This window comes from Actinomadura sp. GTD37, assembly GCF_041951365.1.
Taxonomy (GTDB): domain Bacteria; phylum Actinomycetota; class Actinomycetes; order Streptosporangiales; family Streptosporangiaceae; genus Spirillospora.
In genome coordinates this window covers 2,055,683-2,074,814 of sequence record NZ_JBGNUS010000001.1, presented here as the reverse complement: position 1 = coordinate 2,074,814, position 19,132 = coordinate 2,055,683, and the positions used below count along the sequence as shown (strand labels likewise).

The window sequence follows — 19,132 nt, the reverse complement described above, 5'->3', positions numbered from 1 at the left end:
CGCATCAGCGGACCGCCTTCCCGCCGGTGCCGGCGTAGATCTTGCCCGCGGGCGGCAGCGGCAGCGCCGGCAGCCCGGTCTCCTGGGTGGGCGCCACCGCGACCAGCCCGCCCTTCTCCAGCCGGTCGCACTGCTCGCGGAGCGTCCGCGTGGCGGACGCCGCCGCGGCGCACAGCGGCCGCTGGTCGGCGGCGACCGGGTCGACGCCCGGCTGGTCCAGGCTGCCGAACGCCTTGGTGATCTCCAGGAGGTTGCCGCGCGCCATCAGCGTGCGGGTCTTCGGGTCGTAGGCGCTCAGCGCGTTCTGCGTCACCAGCGGCGCGGTGTCGATGAGCTCGGCGAGGGACGCCCGCTGGTCGACCAGGACCTGGGTGACGTCCGACAGCTTGCCGACGTTGCGTTTCAGCGCCGCGCGGTTGTCCTGGATGAACCCCTTCACCTCGGCGAGCGCCTTCGCGAGGTTGCGCAGGGCCGCGCCGAGCTCGTCGCGGTCGGCGGCGAGGAACCCGCTCACCTCGGCGAGCTGGCTCTCCGCCATCCTGATCTGGCCGTCGTTGGCGCGGAGCATCTCGCTGAACTTGTTGAGGTTGGCGACGGTCGCGTACAGGTCGCCGCTGTTGTCGGCGAGCGTCTGCGACGCCTTGCCGAGGTCGGAGATCATGGTGTTGAGCGCCTGGCCGTTGCCGCCGAGGTTGGCGGCGCCGACCCGGATGACGTCCGACAGGGCGCCCTGCGCGTTCAGCCCCTGCGGGCCGAGGTCGCCCGAGATCTTCCGGACGGCGGTGTAGAGCTGGTCGAGTTCCAGCGGCGTCGCGGTGCGGCTCACGTCGATCGACGCGCCGTCGGCCATCTTCGGTCCGCCGCTGTAGGCGGGGTCGAGCTGGACGTACCGGTCCGACACCAGGTTCGGCGCGATGACGATGGCGCGGGCGGCGGCGGGGACGTCGACGTCGTCGTTCACCCGCATCTCGACCTTGACCTTGTCGCCGAGCGGTTCGATGGAGTCGATCGACCCGACCTTCACGCCGAGGACGCGGATGTCGGAGCCGGGGTAGACGCCGATCGCGGTGGCGAAGTACGCGGTGATCCGGTGCGTCGGCCCGCCGCTCAGGAAGGGGACCACGGCGATCGCGACCAGCAGGACGAAGACCGCGACGAGCGCTTGCACCACCCGCGTCCGGTGGTCGCGGATCGGCGAGCCGAGCTTCGGCAGCTTCACCGGGCGCGCCTGGGGGGACGCCATGTCACCGTCCTCCCGTCAGGTGCGGCGGCTTGCAGCGGTCCGGGTCCTCCGGTTGCCAGCGGCCGTTCTCCAGGTACTCGTTGGGGACGGTCCCGCACAGGTAGCCGTCCACCCAGCGGCCGTTGCCCGTCGCGTTGCCGAGGACGCGGATGTAGGGGGTCGCCGTCGTCAGCACGCGCTCCAGGTTCTTCTGGTTGCGCTGCAGGACGCCGACGACCTTCTCCAGGGACGCGAGCGTCGGGCCGAGCGTGCGGCGGTTGTCGTCGACGAGGCCGGCCAGCTCGATGCCGAGCCGCTGCGTGCCGACGAGCAGCGCGTGGATGGCGTCGCGCCGCCGGCGCAGCTCGCCGAGCAGCAGGTTGCCGTCCTTGAAGAGCGTCTCGAACTGGCCGTTCTGCGCCGCGATCGTGCCCGTCAGCTGCTTGGTCCCGGCGAGCAGCCGGGACAGCTCCGCGTCCCGCGACGCGATCGTGGTGGACAGCGACGACAGGCCCTTCAGCGCCACCCGGACGCTCGCCGGGGTGTCCTCGAACGTCGTGGAGATCGTCTCCAGGCTCTGCGCGAGCCTGGCGGTGTCGAGGTCCTCGAACGTCCGGCCGAGGTCCTGGAACGCCGTCGTGACGTCGTAGGGGGCCACGGTCCGGTCGAGCGGGATCGTCTGGTCCGGGTTCTGCTTCCGGTAGCCGAGCGGGTCGAGCTGGAGGTACTTCGACCCCAGCAGCGTCTTGATCATGATGGTGGCGCGGGTGGCGTTCCCGACCCAGGTGTCCTTGACCCGGAACGTCACCTTGACCTTGTTGCCCTTGAGCGCGACGCCGGTGACCTTGCCGACCTTCACCCCGGCGACGCGGACCTCCTGGCCGCTGTTCAGCCCGGCGGCCTCGGAGAAGTACGCGCTGTAGGTCGTCCCGCCGCCGATGACGGGCAGCCGGTCGGCGCGGTAGGCGAGCGTGCCGAGGACGAGCAGGATCACGATGCCGACGGCGGCGACGCCGATCGGATTGCGTTCGCGCAGCGGCTTCAGCCGGGGCCGGCCCCTCTTCGGGCTCGGCAGGGCGCGCGGCAGCGGCGCCGTCGGCCCGCCGGGCGGCGGGCCGCCCGGTGGCGGCCCGCCCGCCGGGGGGAGGGGGGGCGGGCCGCCGGGGGGCGGGGTCGGGGGTGTCATCCGCGGCACCTCGCGTCCTCGATGGGGATGCCGGTCGGCGGCGGCTGGTTCGACAGGTCCGAGCCCGCGTAGCTGACGCCGATCAACTTCACCTCGCACTGGTAGAAGTTCACCCACGACCCGTAGGACGCCAGGCGGCCGAAGGTCGCCATCTTCCCGGGCGACCGCTGCAGGAAGCGCTCCAGCAGCGGCTGGTCGCGGTTGAGGTTGTCGCTGAGCCGGCCGAGCTGGACGATGTCGTCCTTCAGCGGGTCCCGCGTGACCTGGAGCAGCCCGGCCGTGGCGGTGGTCAGGTCGGCGATCGACCCGAGCGCCTCGCCGAGCGGCTTGCGGTCGGTGGCGAGGCCGGAGGTGAACCGGCGCAGCGTGGTGACCAGGTCGACGAGCTGCCGGTCCCGGCCGTTGATGGTCTGGACGACGCTGTCGAGGTTCGTGATGACCTGCCCGATCACCTCGTCCTTGGCGGCCAGCGTGCTCGTGAGCTGCCCGACGGTGCGCAGCAGGCTCTCGACGGTGCCGCTCTCGCCCTGGAGCACCTTGACGATCGACTCCGAGAGCTTGTTGGCGTCCCCGGGCGACAGCGCCTGCATGAGCGGCTGGAAGCCCTGGAAGAGCTGGGTGAGGTTCAGCGTCCCGGCCGTGTGCTCGACGGGGATCGTCCCGCCGGGCTTCAGCACCTGGCCCGGGGAGCCGGTGCCCTGGCCGAGCGCGACGTACCGCCCGCCGACCAGGTTCAGGTACTTGACGGCGGCGGTCGCCGAGGTGGGGATCTGCCGGTCGCGGTCGACGGAGATCTTCACGCGGGCGAGCCGCCGGTCGCTGACCTTGATCTCCTCGACCTGGCCGACCTGGACGCCCGCGATCCGCACGCCGTGCCCCGGGTGCAGCCCGGCCACGTCGGTGAACTTGACGTAGTAGGCGACGCGGTCGCCGCTGGTGGCGCCGGTGATGCTGGACGCCAGCAGCGCCGTCGCCAGCACCGTCACCGCGATGAAGATCAGCGAGCTGACGAGCGGGAACCCCATGCCCTTGATTCCCTGTCCGGTGAGCCTCACTTGACCGTCACCTCCGTGCCCCGGTAGATCGGCCCGACCAGGACGCTGGACCAGTCCGGCAGTTCCTCGGGGACCTCGTCGAGCGGCGGTCCGGCGAGCTCGTTGACCAGGTCGTTCTCGGACGCCGAGTTCGCGGGGCCGAGGCCGCTGCCGGCCGCGCCGCCCCTGCCGGGGGCGCCGCCGGCGGGCAGCACCCGCACGCCGTTCCCCGTCGCGAGGTACGGGACGCTCGGGCAGCGCGGACCGCCGCCGCCGTCGTAGCGCGGCGCGTCCCTGCCCGGGACGTAGCGGCCCTTGCTCTTCAGCGGCACGACGATGCCGTGGACGCCGTGCTCGTCGGTGCCCTTCCCGAGGACCTTGTTCATCGTCGGGATGAAGCCCGCGAGCGTGCGGAACGTGCAGGGCGCGGCCGGGGCGTAGCGGCGCATGATGTCCAGGCTCCCCCGGCTCTCGGTCGCCAGCGCGATGATGTTGCCGGAGTTGGCGCGCAGGAAGTCCTCCAGGTCGGCGGACGATCCGGACACCGCGTCGTACAGGGTCGCGAGCGCGGTGCGCTGCTCGGCGATCGTCCGGCTGGTGACCGTGAAGTCGGTGAGCGCCTGGAGCAGGTCGGGCGCCGCGTCGGACGCGTGCTGGGTGAACTCCGCCAGCTCCTGGAGGTTGCGGGTGAGCGCCGGGACCTCCGGGTTGAGCTTGGTCAGGAACGCGTCGAGCTGCTCGAAGTTGCGGCCGATCTGGTCGCCGCGCCCCTCCAGCGCCCGGGACATGGCGTTCAGCGTCGCCGACAGCTTCGCGGGCTGGAGCGTGTTGAGCAGGTCCATCGTGTGGTTGAGGACCTCCGACAGCTCCACCGCGTTCTGGCTGCGGTCCTCGGAGATGACGTCGCCGTCGGCGATCGGCGTGCCCGCCGACCCGGTCGGCGGGACGAGCGAGACGAACCGGGCGCCGAACACCGTCGTCGGCAGCAGCCGCGCCTGGACGTCCGCCGGGATCCGGTCCGTCATCCCCGGTTTCAGCGCCAGTCGCAGCTTCGCGCCCGCCCCGTCCGCCGTGATGGAGCGGACCTCGCCGACGACGACGCCGCGGACCTTCACGTCCGCCATCTGGTGCATCTCGTGCCCGGCCGTCGAGGTGCGCAGCGTCACCATCGTCGCGTCGGTGAACTGCTTGTCGTAGATCGCGATCGACAGCCAGATCAGCAGCGCCGGGACGAGCAGGAACGCCACCCCGGTGAGGCGCTGCCCGACCACGTGCCGGGTGGTTCGTCTCGCCATGTCAGCCCGTCACCTTCACGGTCGTCGTGGCGCCCCAGATGGCGAGGCTGGCGAAGAAGTCCGTCACGCTGATCAGCACGATCGCGGTGCGGACCGCGCGGCCGACGGCGACGCCCACGCCGGCGGGGCCGCCGACCGCGCGGTAGCCGTAGTAGCAGTGCGCGAGCACCACCATCACACTGAAGATCAGCACCTTCGCGAACGAGAGCAGCACGTCCTCGGGGGCGAGGAAGATGTTGAAGTAGTGGTCGTAGGTGCCGGCCGACTGCCCGTTGAACCAGAGCGTCACCTGTCTGGACGCCAGATAGGAGCTGAGCAGCCCGATGCCGTACAGCGGGATGATCGCGACGGTGCCCGCGATGATCCGGGTGGTGACGAGGTAGGGCACCGACTGGATGCCCATGCCCTCCAGCGCGTCGATCTCCTCGTTGATCCGCATCGCGCCGAGCTGCGCGGTGAACCCCGCGCCGACCGTCGCCGACAGCGCCAGCCCGGACACCAGCGGCGCGATCTCGCGGGTGTTGAAGTACGCCGACACGAAGCCGGTGAACGCCGCCGACCCGATCTGGTCGAGCGCCGCGTAGCCGGACAGGCCGACGACGACGCCGGTGAACACCGTCATGCCGATCATCACGCCGACGGTGCCGCCGATGACGGCGAGCGCGCCGCTGCCGAACGCCACCTCGCCGAGCAGCCGCAGCGCCTCGCGCAGGTAGCGGCGCAGCGCGCGCGGCGTCCACAGCAGCGCCCGGACGTAGAAGCCGAGCTGGTCACCGGGCTGGTCGAGCCAGGAGACGAGCTTCACCGGCCGGAGGCGGCGAGCCCCGGGGACCGCCATGTCACGCTCCCTTCGGGGGGACGACCTGCAAGTAGATGGCGGTCAGCACGAGGTTGACGAAGAACAGCATCAGGAACGTGATGACGACCGACTGGTTGACCGCGTCCCCGACGCCCTTCGGGCCGGGGCTCGGATTCAGGCCCCGGTAGGCGGCCACCACGCCGGCGATGAACCCGAAGATCAGCGCCTTGAACTCGCCGATGTACAGGTCGGGGAGCTGCGCGAGCGCCGAGAACGAGGCGAGGTAGGCGCCGGGCGTCCCGTCCTGGAGCAGCACGTTGAAGAAGTAGCCGCCCGCGACGCCGACGACGGACACCAGGCCGTTCAGCAGCACCGCGACCGCCATGCACGCCAGGACGCGGGGGACGACGAGGCGCTGGATGGGCGAGACGCCCATCACCTCCATCGCGTCCATCTCCTCGCGGATCGTCCGGGAGCCGAGGTCGGCGCAGATCGCCGACCCCGCCGCGCCGGAGATCAGCAGCGCCACGATCAGCGGGCTCGCCTGCTGCACGACCGCGAGGACGCTCGCGCCGCCGGTCAGCGACTGCGCGCCGAGCTGCTTGGCCAGCGACCCGACCTGGAGCGAGATGACCGCGCCGAACGGGATGGACACCAGCGCGGTCGGCAGGATCGCCACCGACGCGATGAACCAGAACTGCTGGATCAGCTCGCGGAGCTGGAACGGGCGCCGGAACGACAGCGCCAGCACCGTCCCGGCGAGCGCGAACAACCGCCCGGTCTGGCGCAGCGCGCCGGCGCCGGGAACGGCGGTGTCAGATGCCGCCACGCGCGTCTCCTTCCACGGATGTCGCCGGGGGCCCGGCCGGATCGTCGGTTCGCGCTCTGTCGGTTCGCGCCGTGTCAGTGCGCGTTGTGTCGGTTCGCGCTCTGTCGGTTCGCGCTGTGTCAGTTGGCGCCATGGACGCCGCCTTCCTGCGGATGGCTGCGGTTGGCGTAGATCGCCTGCTGCGCCCGGTAGGAGAGCCGCGGCATCATCTCGTCGACGCGCAGCGCGTGCCGCCGCTCGCCCTGCCGGGGCGGCATCCCCGGAGTGGGCCGCAGCTGCGGCGGGATCTCCAGGGTGCGGTGGGTGCGCACCGGGCCGGCGGCCTCGGCGGCGAGCAGCGCGGCGTCCTTCTCCTCCGACATGCCGATGGGGCCGCGCGTGTCGCCGTGCAGGAACTGCAGGACGGCCGGCTCCTCACTGGTCAGCAGCGCCTCGCGGGGGCCGAACGCGATGAGGTCGCGGCGGTACAGCATGCCGATGTTGTCCGGGACGGTCGCCGCGATGTCGATGTTGTGCGTGACGATCAGCATCGTCGCGTCGATCCGCGCGTTGACGTCGATCAGCAGCTGGGAGATGTGCGCGGTGCGGACGGGGTCCAGGCCGGAGTCCGGCTCGTCGCACAGGATGATCTCCGGGTCGAGGACGAGCGCGCGGGCGAGGCCGGCGCGCTTGCGCATGCCGCCGGAGATCTGGCCGGGCAGCTTGCGCTCCTGGCCGCCGAGGCCGACCATCTCCATGCGCTCCAGCACGATCTGCCGGATCTCCGACTCCTTCTTGCGGGTGTGCTCGCGGAGCGGGAACGCGATGTTGTCGAACAGCGGCAGCGACCCGAACAGGGCGCCGTCCTGGAACATCAGGCCGAACCGCTTGCGGGCCTCGAACACCTCGCGGTCGCGGTCGTTGACCATGTCGACGCCGTCGATGAGGACCCGGCCCTCCTCGGGCTTGAGCAGCCCGACGAGCGACTTGAGGAAGACGGTCTTGCCGGTGCCGGAGGGGCCCAGCAGCACGCTCACCTCCCCGGGCGGAAGGTTGAGCGTGACGTCACGCCAGATCGTCTGCCGGCCGAACACTTTCGTCAGCCCCTCGACGACCACTTCGATTCCCACGACACCACCACTCGCGCTAGGAAGGAGGTTTCGAGGACATTACGGCGCACTAGACGCAGTATTCAATAGAGGTTCGGGAGCTCATCGGCACAATTCGGTAAATGGCCGCCGGAATTTGTCAGCGGCTTAGTCTTCGATCTCGCGGAACCCGTCGCCGGTGACTACCAGCCAGTAACATGGCGGGGGACGGCGCCGCGCCGGCCCGGCCGCGCCCGCCAGGTTTGTCATCGACCCTGTAACCGAACGTCGTTCTTGTCACATCGTGCGCAAAGCGGCCCCGCCGCGCGGCCGATCGAGGCGAAAGCCCTTGCCAGCCGGGACTGGCGACTTTATGTTCACGGTGTTCTCGATCTCGTCCAGGGTGTTCGCTTCCCGCCCGGCACACCCCCATCCGGCGCCGCCGCCTCAGCCGGGACGGCGGCGCGGTGCCCGGCCGGCTCGATGCGGAGGTTTCCTTTCCATGGCGCAGGCATTGGAATTGTCCGAACACGACCGGAGTCAGACTGACTTCCAGGATTTCCTCGACCTGCTGCACGCGGGACTGTCCGATGTGACCAACGAGATCGTCGCCGAGATCAAGCAGAGCATTCCGGAGTACGACCGGCCCGACCCCGCCTACGACCAGGTCCTGCGGCTCTGCACCGACATCCTGCTGCCGACGTTCCTGGACCGGGTCGCCGATCCGCACGCCTCCACCGCCCAGCGCGACGAGACCTGCCGCGCCCTCGGCCGCTTCGAGGCCATCGAGGGGCGCACCCTCGACCACCTCCAGGCCGGAGCCCGGATCGCCTTCCACGTCGCGTGGCGCCGGACGGCCATCCTCGCCGAGCGGGAGCGGGTCCCCACCTCCGTCGTGTCCGCCGCCGTCGACGCCATGCTCGTCTACCTGGAGGAGTGCGTCGCGCAGGCCCGCCTCGGCTACCAGCAGGCCACCGGGCACGCCGACCTGCGCCGCCGCGAGGAGCGGCGCCGGCTGCTGCACCTGATCCTGCAGCGGCCCGCCGTCGTCCCCGAGGCCATCGAAGACCTCGCCAAGTCCACCGGCTGGTGGCCGCTGCCGGCCGAGGCGACCCTCGTCGCCGTCCACCCCGAGGCGCCCTGCACCCGCTCCGCGCTCGACACCGACGTCCTCACCGACTTCGACTCGGCGGAGCCGTGCCTGCTCGTCCCCGGGCCGCTCACCCCGGACCGGCAGAACATGCTGCGCGCCGCCCTGTCGGACGCCAGCTGCGTCCTCGGCCTCACCCTCCCGCTGGAACGGGCCACGCACTCGCTGCGCTGGGCCCGCCGCGTCCTCGCCCTCGCCGAGGAGGGCGTCATCCCGGACGGCTCCCTCATCCCCTGCCAGAACCACCTGATGACCATGTGGCTGCTCTCGGACCCGCCGCTGATCGAGGAGCTCACCCGGCGTCACCTGGAGCCGCTGCGGGACGTGTCGGACGGGCAGCGCAAGCGCCTCGTCGAGACGCTCGCCGAATCCGTCACCACCCGGGCGACCGCCGTCGACATCGGGGAGCGGCTCAAGATCCACCCGCAGACCGTCCGGTACCGGCTCCGCCAGCTGGAGGGCTACCTCGGCGACAGCCTCGAGAACGCCGACACCCGGTTCTCCCTCGACGCCACCCTGCGCGCCGCGAGCCTGTACCGGCGCCGCGGGCGCGGCCGCCGGAGCGCGCCCGGCGCCAGGTGACCGGTACCCGCCAGGGGCGCGGGTGACGTTTCGGGTCACACGGGACGGCACGGAGCGTTATCCTGACCTTCTGGTCACCGGTTCCTGACGGGAAGTCGAAGAGGTCCATGCCGACGTCCACCTGGTTCCGCCTCAACGTCGCCAAGCGCGAACGGGTGCTCGAGGTGGCGATGCGCGAGTTCGGGGAGCACGGGTACTCGACCGGCAGCCTGAACACCATCGCGCGCGAGGCCGGCATCGCCAAGGGCTCGCTGTTCCAGTACTTCAGCGACAAGCTGGAGTTCTTCGCGTTCGTGTGCGACGAGACGTCCCGCCGCATCCGCGAGGAGATGGAGCGGCGCATCGAGCGCGTCGACTTCGACCAGAGCTTCGACGAGTGGCTGTTCGACGTCCTGTGCGACTGGACCGAGTACATGGCCGACCATCCGCTGGAGCGCGGCGTCACCGCGGCGACCAACTTCGAGCTCGACAACAGCGTCCGGTCCGTGGTCCGCGACACCGCGAACCAGCACTACCTGCAGGTCATCCACCCGACGCTGGAGCTGTGGAAGGCGGAGGGCGCCATCCGCGACGACGCCGACCTCGCCGTCCTCGCCACCTGGCTGATGACCCTGCTGCCGTTCCTCGCGCTCGCCCCCTACTACGACGGCCTCGACCCGATCCACGAGCTGCGCGGCCGGACCCCCGCCGAGCAGCGGCCCGTGATCCGGCAGATCATCGCGGGCTTCCGCCCCATGTTCGCGCCCGAGAAGTAGCGAGCGGTCTCTCAGTCTTCTACTTCGGCGACCAGGACGTCCATGTAGCGGGCGGCGATGCGGCCGGGCAGCGGGAGTTCGCCGGTCTCGGCGGCGGTCAGCACGCGCGGTTCGGTGATGCGCCGGACGCGGCCGAGCCGCTCCACGCCGCCGCGCCCCTCGACCAGCAGGTTGCGGACCCAGTCGGTGTCCCGCCCGTACGGCAGCCCGACGATGAGCCGCCCGCCGCTGCGGAACGCGGTGACGGGCGTCCGGTACTCGCGGCCCGACCGGCGCCCCCGGTGGACGATCATCGCGAGCGGCGGCAGGTAGGGCGCGTACACGCCCTGGACCCGGTTGGTGACCTTCTTGTTGAAGCTGGGGAGCCAGCTCGGCATCAGGGGCTTCGGCATGCCCCATGAGTAACACGTCCGGGACGCGCGCGCACGGCGTCCCGGACGTTCCGCTCCCGCCGCTCAGGGAGTGAGGAGGTACTCGTCCGGGTCGGCCTTGCGGGAACCGGCCCAGAACTCGAAGGTGTGACCGGGCCAGAGGGTGCGGTTGACGCCCTTGCCGTCCAGGTACCAGCTGCTGCAGCCGCCCTCGTTCCAGACGGCGCGGCGCAGCCGCTTCTGCATGCGGTGGTTGAAGCGGCGCGCGGCCTGCGGCTTCGGCTCGATCGCGGCGGCGCCCCGCTCCTGGAGGAGGCGCAGGCAGTTCAGCACGTGCTGGATCTGCACCTCGATCATGAAGACGACGGAGTTGTGGCCGAGGCCGGTGTTCGGGCCGAGGAGCATGAAGAAGTTCGGCATGCCGGGGATCGTGGTGCCGCGGTGCGCCTCGATGCCGTCCGCCCAGATCTCCTGGAGCTTGGCGCCGTCCCGCCCGGTGACGCGCAGGTCGGTGAGGGCGTCGGTCACCTTGAACCCGGTGCCGTAGATGATGCAGTCGACCTCGTACTCGCGTCCGTCCGCGGTGACGATCGAGTTCTCCCGGACCTCGGCGACGCCGGAGGTCTCCACGTGCACGTTCGGACGGGTGAGCGCCGGATAGTAGTCGTTGGACAGCAGGATCCGCTTGCAGCCGATCGTGTAGTCGGGCGTCACCTTGGCGCGCAGTTCCGGGTCGGGGATCTGCTTCGACAGGTGCCTGCGCGCGATCTTCTCCTGCGGGGCCGACAGCCGCGGGTCGATGGTGAAGCCGACCGCGCGGGCCTCCAGCGCCCAGTAGATGCCGCCCCGGAAGGCGCGGGCCGCGCCCGGCACCTTCTCGAACGCCTTGCGCACCGGCGCGGGGATCGGCACGTCGGGCTTCGGCTGGATCCACGGCGGCGTCCGCTGGAAGACGACGAGGTCGGCGGCCTGCTTGGCCACCTTGGGGACGAACTGGATCGCGGACGCGCCCGTCCCGACGACGGCGACGCGCTTGCCGGCGAGGTCGTAGGAGTGGTCCCACTCGGCGGAGTGGAACGCGGCGCCCTGGAAGCGCTCGATGCCGGGCAGGTCCGGGAAGGACGGGACGTGCAGGGCGCCGATGCCGGACACGATCGCCCTCGGGGTGAGGGCCGTCCCGTCCGCGAGGGTGACGTTCCAGCGGCGCGCGTCGTCGTCGTACTCCATGGAGTCGACGGCCGCGCCGAACCGGATGTGGTCGCGGACCCGGTACTTGTCGGCGGTGCGCTCCATGTAGGCGCGGATCTCGGGCTGCGGCGCGAACATCCGCGTCCAGCCGGGGTTCAGCTCGAAGGAGAAGGAGTACATGTGGGAGGGGACGTCGCAGGCGCACCCGGGATAGGTGTTGTCGTGCCACGTCCCGCCGAGCGCGTCGCTCTTCTCCAGGACGACGAAGTCGTGGAAGCCGGACTGCTTGAGCCGGATCGCCATGCCGAGGCCGGCGAAGCCGGAGCCGATGATGACGATCGCCGGGGTCCGCTCGCTCATAACCCATCCTCTCGCGGTAACCTACTCGGGGTAAGTTACCTGGAGTAGGTTACTGACGGTAGGTCCAAGAGAGAGGATCTCGTGTGAGTGGCGCCACACCGCAGCCCCCGCCCCGCCGCAAGCGGATGTCCCGGGCCGCCCGCGAGCGGCAGATGCTGGACGTGGCGGAGGAGGTGTTCGGCGAGCGCGGCTACCAGGCCACCTCCATGGACGAGATCGCCGAGCGCTGCGGGGTCTCCAAGCCGATGCTCTACGAGTACTTCGGCTCCAAGGACGGGCTGCTCGTCGCGTGCGTGGGCCGCTCCAAGGCCGAGCTGCTCGACGTCACCCAGAAGGCGATGGCGGGCGCCACCGACCCGGCCGACATCCTGTGGCGCGGCATGGTCGCCTACTTCGCCTTCATCGACTCGCACAGCAAGTCGTTCACGATGCTGCTGCGCGAGCCGACGGCCGCGACGCCGCAGACCGCCGAGGCCGTCGAGGCGACGCGGCGGCAGCAGAGCACGCTGATCGCCGGGGTGCTGGCGACGTTCGCGCCGTCCGCGCCCGCCGCCGTGGTCGAGGCGTACACGCAGATCATCATGGGCGCGAGCGAGCGGATGGCGCTGTGGCAGACGAGCCGTCCCGACGTGTCGGCGGAGGACGCGGCCCGCTACATGACCGACTTCTGCCGGCAGGGCCTCAGCCCGTACCTGGCCCCGCCGCCTCCGCCGCCTCCGCCGGCCGGCGCGGAAGCGCCTCCAGAGCCGCGATGAGCAGGTCGAGGCCGAACTCGAAGTCGGTCTCGGGATCGTGCCCGGCCAGCTCGGGGCCGTAGGCGATGACGTGCCGGAACTCCTCCGGGTGGAGGTGCTCCCACGACTTGGCGCCGTTCTCGGCCAGATGCCCGAGCATCTTCTCCATGCCGAACTCGCGCATCTGCGCGCCGATCGCGTAGGCGAGCAGCGCCCGCATGATCCGCACGGCGGTGCCGCCGTCGAAGCCGGCCGCGTCCGCGAGCGCGAGGGCGCGCTCCATCGGCCGCAGCCCCGCCGCCGTGTCGATCTTGTGGGTGAACACGATCGTCATGCAGCGCGGGTTGTCGTGCGCGACCTTGCGGAACGCCCGGACGAGGGCGCGCGCGCCCTCCTGCCAGGGCGCGGCCGGGTCGTCCACCAGTTGCAGGCCGGCGACGATGTGCTCCGCCACGCCCTCCAGCAGCGCGGTCTTGTTCGGGACGTGGTTGTAGAGCGACATCACGGCGACGTCGAGCTCGGCCGCGACCCTGCGCATCGACAGCGCGTCCGCGCCCTCCCGCTCGATCAGCGCGACCGCCGCGTGCACGATGCGGTCGCGGGTCAGCGCGGGACGCGGGGTGTCGGAGGTCACTCGCCGCTCCTCTCCTGGCCGTTGACACGGTAAGTGTCCCATGACACCGTACGTACATTGTACGTGAGACGTACAGCGTACGTCCGCGCTTGGGGGAGGATGCCCTTGTCGACCCACGATCTCTACACCGGCCCCGTGCCCGCCGAGACCTGGAACGTACCGATGGCCGGCGACGCCAGGTTCACCTGGGAGTACGACGACGGCCGCGACCGCCTCCTCGCCCTCTACCAGAAGGGCAAGGACAAGCAGTGGGACTCCGCCAAGCGCATCGACTGGGACCTTGAGGTCGACCCGCACGACGTCCTCGGCGTCCCCGACCAGTCCCTCGCCGTCTACGGGACGAAGTACTGGGACAGGATGTCGGAGAGGGAGCGCGGCGAGCTGCGGCAGCACTCCACCTCCTGGCAGTTCTCCCAGTTCGTGCACGGCGAGCAGGGCGCGATGGTCACCGCCGCCCGCATCGTGGAGTCGGTCCCCGACCTCGACGCCAAGTTCTACTCCGCCACCCAGACGATGGACGAGGCCCGCCACGTCGAGCTGTTCAGCCGCTTCCTGCACGAGAAGATCGGGATGGTCTACCCGGTCAACACCAAGCTCCAGGACCTGCTGAACGAGACCCTCTCCGACTCCCGCTGGGACATGCCCTACCTCGGCATGCAGGTGCTCATCGAGGGCCTCGCGCTCGCCGCGTTCGGCGTCATGCGCGACATCACCACCAAGCCGCTGCCGAAGCAGCTCCTCGCCTACGTCATGCAGGACGAGGCGCGCCACGTCGCGTTCGGCCGCCTCGCGCTGCGCGACTACTACAAGCACCTCTCCCCCGCCGAGCTCCGCGAGCGCGAGGACTTCGTCATCGAGGGCTGCTACCTCATGCGCGACCGCATCCGCGGCCGGGAGATCTGGACGAACTTCGGCATCGACCCGGCCGAGGTCGACGAGCTGATCGAGAACTCGCCGTACATGCGGATGTTCCAGAGCCTGCTGTTCAGCCGCATCGTCCCCTGCGTCAAGGACATCGGGCTGTGGAGCGACCGCATCCGGCAGGTCTACGACGACATGGGCGTCCTCGACATGTCCAAGGCCGACCTCGACGCCCTCATGAACCAGGACGAGGAGATCGCCGAGAAGCTCGACGCCGAGCGCTTCGCCGCCGAGGAGGCCGCGCGCAAGGCCGAGGTCGACACCGTCATCGCCGACGCGGGGGCGGGCTGAGTACGTTTGGATCACTCGATCCGCACACCTCGGAGGTCTTGATGCCCCTCGCGCATTTCGATGGAGCGCTCGCCGTCGTCACCGGAGCCGGCAGCGGGATCGGCCGGGCCATCGCCGTCACGCTGGCCGGCAACGGCGCGACCGTCATCGCGGCCGACATCGACCTGCCCGCCGCCGAGCGGACCGTCGCCCGCGCCAAGGCGGTCGGCACGGGCGGCGCCGCCTACCGGGTGGACGTGGCCGACGCCGCCGCGATGGAGGCGTTCGCCGCCGAGGTGAAGGAGGCGCACCGCGTCCCCGACATCGTCGTCAACAACGCGGGCATCGCGGTCGCGGGCTCGTTCCTCGACACCGAGCTGGACGACTGGCAGCGCATCATGGGCGTCAACCTGTGGGGCGTCGTCCACGGCTGCCGGCTGTTCGGCAAGCAGATGCGCGACCGCGTCGCCGCCCTGCCCAACAAGCCCGACAAGCCGAACTTCGGCGGCCACATCGTCAACATCGCGTCGGCCTCCGCGTTCGCGCCGTGGCGCGCGATGCCCGCCTACTGCACGACGAAGGCCGGCGTCCTGATGCTCAGCGAATGCCTGCGCGCCGAACTGGCCGGCTCCCGCATCGGCGTCACCGCCGTCTGCCCCGGCTTCGTCAGCACCGACCTCGTCAAGAACGGAAGCTTCGCCGAGGGGGGCTCCGCGTCCCCCGGGAAACTGCGGCAGCGCGGCCAGCAGGCCATCCAGCTGCGCAACTACCCGCCGGAGAAGGTCGCCGAGCGGGTCGTCCACGCCATCATCAAGAACAAGGCCGTGGTCCCGGTCAACTTCGAGGGCCACCTCCTGCACGCCCTCTCCAGGATCTCCCCCGCCTCCGTGCGCCTCCTGGCCAGAATCCCCACCCCCCAGGGCTGACCCCCGCGCGGGCGCGGCCCCCGACTCTCCCGTACTGAGAGGTGAAGGATCGATGCCCCCCGAGTTGCTGCTGAGCGACGGCCGTCCGCGGAACTGGACGGCCCTGATCCGGTGCAAGGACGGTGACCACGCACTGGAGCTGACGCACCGGGAGGTGGTCGCCGAACGGCTCCTGCGGACGTCCCGCAAGCACTCGTTCGACCCGGACGCCGACGTCGAATGGGACGCGCCGCAGGACCCGGACGTGCTCTACATGCCGCCGCCGCTCGTGTCGATCTACGAGACGCCCCTGTGGGACGGGCTGACGCACCGGCAGCGGGTGGAGCTGACCAAGCGGGAGATGTGCAGCATCGCCTCGTTCGGCATCTGGGCGGAGATGCTGCTGATGCAGTCGCTGGTGATGCACGCCTACCGGCACCGCTACGACAGCGACCACGTGGCGTACGCGCTGACGGAGATCGCGGACGAGTGCCGGCACTCGAAGATGTTCGCCCGGATGGTGCGGACGTGCGGGCTGCGCACGCACCGGCCGCGGGCGCTGGAGTACAACTCCGCGAAGCTGTTCGGCGCCGTGTACGACCCGATGCCGATGTTCGCCGGGACGCTGGTCGTGGAGGAGTTCACCGACGCGTTCCAGCGGCTCACGTTCCCGGACGAGGACGTGCAGCCGATGATCCGGCAGGTCACCCGGATCCATGTGATCGAGGAGGCGCGGCACATCAAGTACGCGCGCGAGGAGCTGAAGCGGCTGGTCGCGGAGATCCCGGCGGTCCGGCGGCGGGCGGCGGCCTACGGCCTCGCGCAGGCGACGCGGGTGATGGCCGCGCAGGTGATCCACCCGTCCTGCTACACGGCGGTCGGGCTGGACCCGAAGCTCGCACGGCGGGTGGCGGCGCGCAGCCCGCACCGCCGCGCGACGCTGGCATGGGCGTTCCGGAAGTGCACCGCGTTCTTCGACGAGGTCGGATTCCTGGACGGCCGGGCCCGTGACGTGTGGGTTCGCGGGGGGCTGCTGGAACGGTAACGGGTTCCACTCCGCCGCCATTGTCTTGATGTCGAAACGCTTATTAGAAATCAGTTCTTGAATGCCGGGCCGCCGTGGTACTGGCGGCGGCGACCAAAAGGGCCGCGGAGTGGGGTCCACTCCGCGGCCCATCGACGAACACGGGCGCCAGCCTGGGGTTATCTCACCCAGGACACTCCAACCGATTGCACGGTCACGTCGTCGACCTCCTCCTCCCGGCGTTCCCAGCACGCCGATCACATGCCTGGCGCGGGAGCATGATCGACATACCGCCTCCCCTTTACGGCATCACCTTAGAAGGTGTTGACAGAAAATATGCCGCGATCGGCCGAATCAGGTCAGAAATCATTAAGGGCGGTGAACACTTCGCGGGCGGCGGCGGTCGCCCTGGCGAGGCACACCCGCTCCCGCTCCGCCCGCTCGCCCTTGCCCGGGGCCTGCTCGCTGTAGCTGACCGTGAAGACCGCGTTGCGGACCCGGACCGTGACCTCCCCGACCACGGTCGGCTGCCCCGCGTCGGCCTTGAGCCAGCGGTACGCCTCGTCGCCGACGCCGCGCTCGCGCTCCAGCGAGATCGTCCGGAAGAGGGGGGCGTCGTGCGCCTGCGTCCACCGCGCGTCGTAGTAGCTCTCGGCGTCCCGCACCGGGGCCGCGCTGTGGGAAGGCGCGTACAGCCGCGTCTCGACCCGCATCCAGCGGAACCCCGACTCCGTCGAGGTGTACGTGCACGAGGTGAGCGTCGAGTTCTTCCGCTCCTCCTCGCGCGCCTCCGGGACCGCCTTCGCGACGGTGCCCGCCGACACCGTCCCGCACGGCGGCGGCAGCGCCTTGACGATCCGCTGCGCCGGCTCGGACGACGGGGTCTCCGGCGGGGTCTGCGAAGGGGTCTGCGGGGCGCTCCGGCGCGGCGCCACGGCCGCCCGGTCGGTGCCGTTCTCCTCGCCGGGGGCGACCAGGAAGACCGCGACCGCCGCCGCGGCGAACGCGGCGGCCGCCACCAGCACCGCCAGCAGCCGCCTCGGCCGCCGCGCCGGAGACGGCGGCTCCGGCCCGGCGTACGGCCGGTGGAACGGTTCGACCGGACGCTGCAGCCCCACGTCCCGCTCCTCACTCCCCCGTCGCGTCATGGCCCGCCTCCCGTCAACGTAGCCAGGCGCGCCGCCCCTGACCAGGCCCCCCGACGGTGCTGCTTGTCAGACCCCGAGGCCACACTGGAGGGGTGCTGATAGCGGACATCGCGCGGACGTCGGGGGCCGTGGCGGGCACCTCGGGCCGGAAGGCCAAGGTAACCGCGCTCGCCGAGTGCCTGCGCCGGGCCGACGCCGGCGAGGCCGCCACCGTGGTCGCCTACCTGTCGGGTGAGCTGCCGCAACGCCAGATCGGCGTCGGGTACGCCGCGCTGCGGGACGTCCCGCCGCCCGCCGCCGAGCCGTCCCTGACCGTCCCCGAGGTCGACGCGGCTTTCACCGGGATCGGCGCGGTGTCCGGCCCCGGCTCGGTCGCCCGGCGGCGTGAGCTCGTCGCGGCGCTCATGAGCCGCGCCACCCGTCCCGAGCAGGACTTCCTCATCCGGCTGCTGGCGGGCGAGCTGCGCCAGGGCGCACTGGACGGCGTGATGGCCGAGGCGATCGCGGCGGCCGCCGGGGTGAAGCCCGCCGAGGTGCGCCGCGCGTTCATGCTGCGCGGCTCGCTGGGCCCGGTCGCCACGGCCGCCCTCGCCGACGGCGTCGCCGGCCTGCGCGCCTTCACCCTGGAGGTCGGCCGCCCGGTCAAGCCGATGCTGGCCGCCGCGGCGCCGTCCATCGACGAGGCGTTCGGCAAGCTCAAGGCGGAGGCGGCGGTCGAGTGGAAGCTCGACGGCATCCGCGCCCAGGTGCACGTGTCCGGCGGCGGGGTCCGCGTCTTCACCCGCACCCTCGACGAGATCACCGCCCGCCTGCCCGAGGTCGTCGAGGCGGTCCGCGGCCTGCCCGTCCGGGCCGCGGTCTTCGACGGCGAGCTGATCGCCCTGCGCCCCGACGGCCGCCCCCACCCCTTCCAGGTCACCGCCGCCCGCACCGCCACCCGCACGGCGAAGACCACGGAACCGGTCCCGCTGAGCGTCTTCCTCTTCGACGTCCTCTACCTGGACGAAGGCCCGGCCGGCGCCGGAGGTTCGCGGGGCGGTCCCGGGGATCTGCTCGACGCGCCGGGCGCGGAGCGGAACGCGGCGTTGGCGCGGGTCGTGCCCGAAGAGCTGCGCATGCCGCGCGTGGTGACGGACGACCCGGTCCGGGCCAAGGAGGTCTTCGACGAGGCCGTCGCGCGCGGGCACGAAGGGGTCGTGGTCAAGTCGCTCGACACGCCCTACACCGCCGGGCGGCGCGGCGCCGGGTGGATCAAGGTCAAGCCGCGGCACACCCTCGACCTCGTCGTCCTCGCCGTGGAATGGGGGCACGGGCGCCGCCGGGGGCTGCTGTCCAACCTGCACCTCGGCGCCCGCGACCCCGAGACCGGCGGGTTCGTCATGCTCGGCAAGACGTTCAAGGGGCTCACCGACGAGCTGCTCGCCTGGCAGACGGAACGGCTCCGCGAACTGGCCGTGCGGGAGGACGACTGGACGGTGCACGTCCGTCCCGAACTGGTCGTCGAGATCGCGTTCGACGGCGTCCAGCACAGCACCCGCTACCCCGGCGGGATCGCGCTGCGGTTCGCGCGCGTGCTGCGCTACCGGCCCGACAAGTCCGCCGCCGAGGCCGACACGATCGGCACCGTCCGCGCGGTGGCCCCCGTCATGGACTGACGG

General features: G+C 71.2%; 18 protein-coding genes. 7 read left to right on the top strand and 11 right to left on the bottom strand.

Annotated elements, in window-relative coordinates; all coding sequences use genetic code 11:
* Window positions 1–4 precede the first annotated feature (4 nt).
* The 7 genes from ACA511_RS10005 to ACA511_RS09975 all read right to left on the bottom strand — a co-directional run bounded on the left by ACA511_RS10005 (window position 5) and on the right by ACA511_RS09975 (window position 7,474).
* On the bottom strand, window positions 5–1,243 hold the full coding sequence (locus tag ACA511_RS10005; RefSeq protein WP_375023798.1) for an MCE family protein: 1,239 nt from the start codon (window positions 1,241–1,243) through the stop codon (window positions 5–7).
* A gap of 1 nt (window position 1,244) precedes the next feature.
* Window positions 1,245–2,408 (bottom strand): MCE family protein, encoded by a 1,164-nt coding sequence (locus ACA511_RS10000; RefSeq protein WP_375023797.1) that lies wholly within the window; start codon window positions 2,406–2,408, stop codon window positions 1,245–1,247.
* Entirely contained in the window at window positions 2,405–3,463 is a 1,059-nt protein-coding gene (locus ACA511_RS09995; protein ID WP_375023796.1) for an MCE family protein, read from the bottom strand. The genes ACA511_RS10000 and ACA511_RS09995 overlap by 4 nt, the downstream gene beginning before the upstream one ends.
* Window positions 3,460–4,737 carry an MCE family protein gene (locus ACA511_RS09990; protein WP_375023795.1) on the bottom strand — a complete coding sequence of 426 codons (1,278 nt, stop codon included), beginning with the start codon at window positions 4,735–4,737 and terminating at the stop codon, window positions 3,460–3,462. The genes ACA511_RS09995 and ACA511_RS09990 overlap by 4 nt, the downstream gene beginning before the upstream one ends.
* Window position 4,738: 1 nt before the next feature.
* Window positions 4,739–5,575 (bottom strand): MlaE family ABC transporter permease, encoded by an 837-nt coding sequence (locus tag ACA511_RS09985; RefSeq protein WP_375023794.1) that lies wholly within the window; start codon window positions 5,573–5,575, stop codon window positions 4,739–4,741.
* A 1-nt stretch (window position 5,576) separates the two neighbouring features.
* Window positions 5,577–6,365, bottom strand: coding sequence for an MlaE family ABC transporter permease (locus ACA511_RS09980; protein ID WP_375023793.1), 789 nt, complete (start codon window positions 6,363–6,365; stop codon window positions 5,577–5,579).
* Between the two features lie 119 nt (window positions 6,366–6,484).
* A complete protein-coding gene (locus tag ACA511_RS09975; protein WP_375023792.1) occupies window positions 6,485–7,474 on the bottom strand; it encodes an ABC transporter ATP-binding protein in 990 nt (329 codons plus the stop codon).
* A 460-nt stretch (window positions 7,475–7,934) separates the two neighbouring features.
* Here ACA511_RS09975 and ACA511_RS09970 point away from each other — a divergent pair, with 460 nt between their 5' ends.
* Both ACA511_RS09970 and ACA511_RS09965 read left to right on the top strand, forming a co-directional pair.
* Window positions 7,935–9,164 (top strand): helix-turn-helix domain-containing protein, encoded by a 1,230-nt coding sequence (locus tag ACA511_RS09970; RefSeq protein ID WP_375023791.1) that lies wholly within the window; start codon window positions 7,935–7,937, stop codon window positions 9,162–9,164.
* A 107-nt stretch (window positions 9,165–9,271) separates the two neighbouring features.
* Entirely contained in the window at window positions 9,272–9,919 is a 648-nt protein-coding gene (locus tag ACA511_RS09965) for a TetR/AcrR family transcriptional regulator (protein ID WP_375023790.1), read from the top strand.
* An 11-nt stretch (window positions 9,920–9,930) separates the two neighbouring features.
* Here ACA511_RS09965 and ACA511_RS09960 read toward each other — a convergent pair whose 3' ends face one another.
* Together ACA511_RS09960 and ACA511_RS09955 are read right to left on the bottom strand one after the other, a co-directional pair.
* The gene (locus tag ACA511_RS09960; protein ID WP_375023789.1) at window positions 9,931–10,311 is read right to left on the bottom strand and encodes a nitroreductase family deazaflavin-dependent oxidoreductase; all 381 of its coding nucleotides are present in this window, start codon (window positions 10,309–10,311) and stop codon (window positions 9,931–9,933) included.
* A 63-nt stretch (window positions 10,312–10,374) separates the two neighbouring features.
* On the bottom strand, window positions 10,375–11,838 hold the full coding sequence (locus ACA511_RS09955; protein ID WP_375023788.1) for a flavin-containing monooxygenase: 1,464 nt from the start codon (window positions 11,836–11,838) through the stop codon (window positions 10,375–10,377).
* Between the two features lie 83 nt (window positions 11,839–11,921).
* Between ACA511_RS09955 and ACA511_RS09950 the strand changes: the two genes are divergently transcribed.
* Window positions 11,922–12,593, top strand: a complete 672-nt coding sequence (locus ACA511_RS09950) for a TetR/AcrR family transcriptional regulator (protein WP_375023787.1) — start codon at window positions 11,922–11,924, stop codon at window positions 12,591–12,593.
* On the opposite strand, the gene ACA511_RS09945 is transcribed toward ACA511_RS09950, so the two are convergent.
* Window positions 12,520–13,206: a TetR/AcrR family transcriptional regulator gene (locus ACA511_RS09945; RefSeq protein WP_375023785.1), complete on the bottom strand. Its 687-nt coding sequence runs from the start codon at window positions 13,204–13,206 to the stop codon at window positions 12,520–12,522. The genes ACA511_RS09950 and ACA511_RS09945 overlap by 74 nt on opposite strands.
* 105 nt (window positions 13,207–13,311) lie before the next feature.
* On the opposite strand from ACA511_RS09945, the gene ACA511_RS09940 reads away from it, so the two are divergent.
* From ACA511_RS09940 to ACA511_RS09930, 3 genes are read left to right on the top strand one after another with little or no spacing between them, the layout of a single operon-like run.
* Window positions 13,312–14,418, top strand: coding sequence for a ferritin-like domain-containing protein (locus ACA511_RS09940; protein ID WP_375023784.1), 1,107 nt, complete (start codon window positions 13,312–13,314; stop codon window positions 14,416–14,418).
* Window positions 14,419–14,459: 41 nt separating this feature from the next.
* Window positions 14,460–15,323 carry an SDR family NAD(P)-dependent oxidoreductase gene (locus tag ACA511_RS09935; RefSeq protein WP_375023783.1) on the top strand — a complete coding sequence of 288 codons (864 nt, stop codon included), beginning with the start codon at window positions 14,460–14,462 and terminating at the stop codon, window positions 15,321–15,323.
* A gap of 52 nt (window positions 15,324–15,375) precedes the next feature.
* On the top strand, window positions 15,376–16,347 hold the full coding sequence (locus ACA511_RS09930) for a diiron oxygenase (RefSeq protein WP_375023782.1): 972 nt from the start codon (window positions 15,376–15,378) through the stop codon (window positions 16,345–16,347).
* A gap of 338 nt (window positions 16,348–16,685) precedes the next feature.
* On the opposite strand, the gene ACA511_RS09925 is transcribed toward ACA511_RS09930, so the two are convergent.
* The gene (locus ACA511_RS09925) at window positions 16,686–17,474 is read right to left on the bottom strand and encodes a hypothetical protein (RefSeq protein ID WP_375023781.1); all 789 of its coding nucleotides are present in this window, start codon (window positions 17,472–17,474) and stop codon (window positions 16,686–16,688) included.
* Between the two features lie 92 nt (window positions 17,475–17,566).
* Between ACA511_RS09925 and ACA511_RS09920 the strand changes: the two genes are divergently transcribed.
* The gene (locus ACA511_RS09920) at window positions 17,567–19,129 is read left to right on the top strand and encodes an ATP-dependent DNA ligase (protein ID WP_375023780.1); all 1,563 of its coding nucleotides are present in this window, start codon (window positions 17,567–17,569) and stop codon (window positions 19,127–19,129) included.
* Window positions 19,130–19,132: the final 3 nt, after the last annotated feature.